Below are 1,155 nucleotides of genomic sequence, written 5' to 3'. Positions count from 1 at the left end.
ATCATATACAGCACGAGCCCATAGCCGGGATAGCCGTATATGCGAAATAATTTATAGCTGTGCTTATGCATGGCCGAAAATAGCGATATCCGGTTCAATAACGTAAAAATCAATCTACCCGTTTCCAGATTTCATTAAAACTCACGAACCCCCAATTTACTTTTAACTGCAATTCTGTACCCTGCATATTAATAATAAAACGCCCGTGATAGGTTTTATTGTCCTTAGGGTCGATAACGATGCCTTCAAATTGCCTGGCGCTAACCGGCTTCAGTTCGCGGCCGATAATCTTATTGTCGTTTTTCTTGTCTTTTTCTGTTTTAGTGCTGATTTGCCGGGCTGTAAACAAAGGGCCATAGGTGTAAAACTCAATGATATCATGATCCGGGGTTTCCCATTTACCGGTAGCGCCAGTTGTTTGCGCATGGGATATTAAACCAAAGAATACGGAAAATACGGTGGTCATAAGCATGTGTCTGTACATAATCGTAAAGTTTAAATGGTTCTTTATAACGGGGCTTTGATGCCGAGCAGTGCGCTGATCCCGCTGAGATGTGTATTGGAGTTTTTAGGAATATTGGGGATGGTAGAGCCCTGGCCTTCCAGGAAAACGGTGAAAGATTTAGATATTTTAAAATTAATACCTCCGCCCGCATTGACATACAGGTAGGTGCCGGATAAAGTTGAATAATTCACTATATTGGTGTTACTGTCAAACGAGGTAGCAGGAACATCCATAAAAGACACGCCGGTACCGGCCAAAACAAACGGCTGCCAACGGCCAAAGCTTCGCTGAAAGCCAACGGCCAGGCCTAAGTTTGTGCTGTTGGCTTTCGTGTTGACCCGTGACGTAATTCCCCCGAATAAGTTCTGCGATTTGAAGTCAACTGTGGTTTGGCCAAACTGAAGTTTGATAAAATAGTTCTGGCGATAGTTTAATTGCAGCGAGGTCATCGCGTTGGAGCCGTAGCTTGCTCTCTGGTCTGCAGCATTATCAACAGGGATAAAAACACCAACAGAGCCGCCAAAGTCCAGGTATAGTTTCCGCATGGAATGATCATCGCCACTTTGTGCACTTACAGTGCCTGCCGTGGCACCGAAACAGATCAGTGTTATCAAAAATTTGGCTTCATAAGGGAGTTAAGGATAAATCAG

Annotated in this window: 2 protein-coding genes; both read right to left on the bottom strand. The window is 44.1% G+C overall.

Features of this window, described 5'->3' with window-relative positions; translation table 11 throughout:
* Nucleotides 1–109: 109 nt before the first annotated feature.
* Nucleotides 110–472 (bottom strand): DUF2147 domain-containing protein, encoded by a 363-nt coding sequence (locus tag I59_RS21625; protein ID WP_187289835.1) that lies wholly within the window; start codon nt 470–472, stop codon nt 110–112.
* 35 nt (nt 473–507) lie between these two features.
* Nucleotides 508–1,050 (bottom strand): hypothetical protein, encoded by a 543-nt coding sequence (locus I59_RS22395; RefSeq protein WP_148286291.1) that lies wholly within the window; start codon nt 1,048–1,050, stop codon nt 508–510.
* Nucleotides 1,051–1,155 lie beyond the last annotated feature (105 nt).

The sequence above is a fragment of the Curtobacterium sp. B8 genome, from assembly GCF_000333315.1.
Taxonomy (GTDB): domain Bacteria; phylum Actinomycetota; class Actinomycetes; order Actinomycetales; family Microbacteriaceae; genus Curtobacterium; species Curtobacterium luteum.
This window is presented reverse-complemented; position numbering and strand designations above follow the sequence as displayed.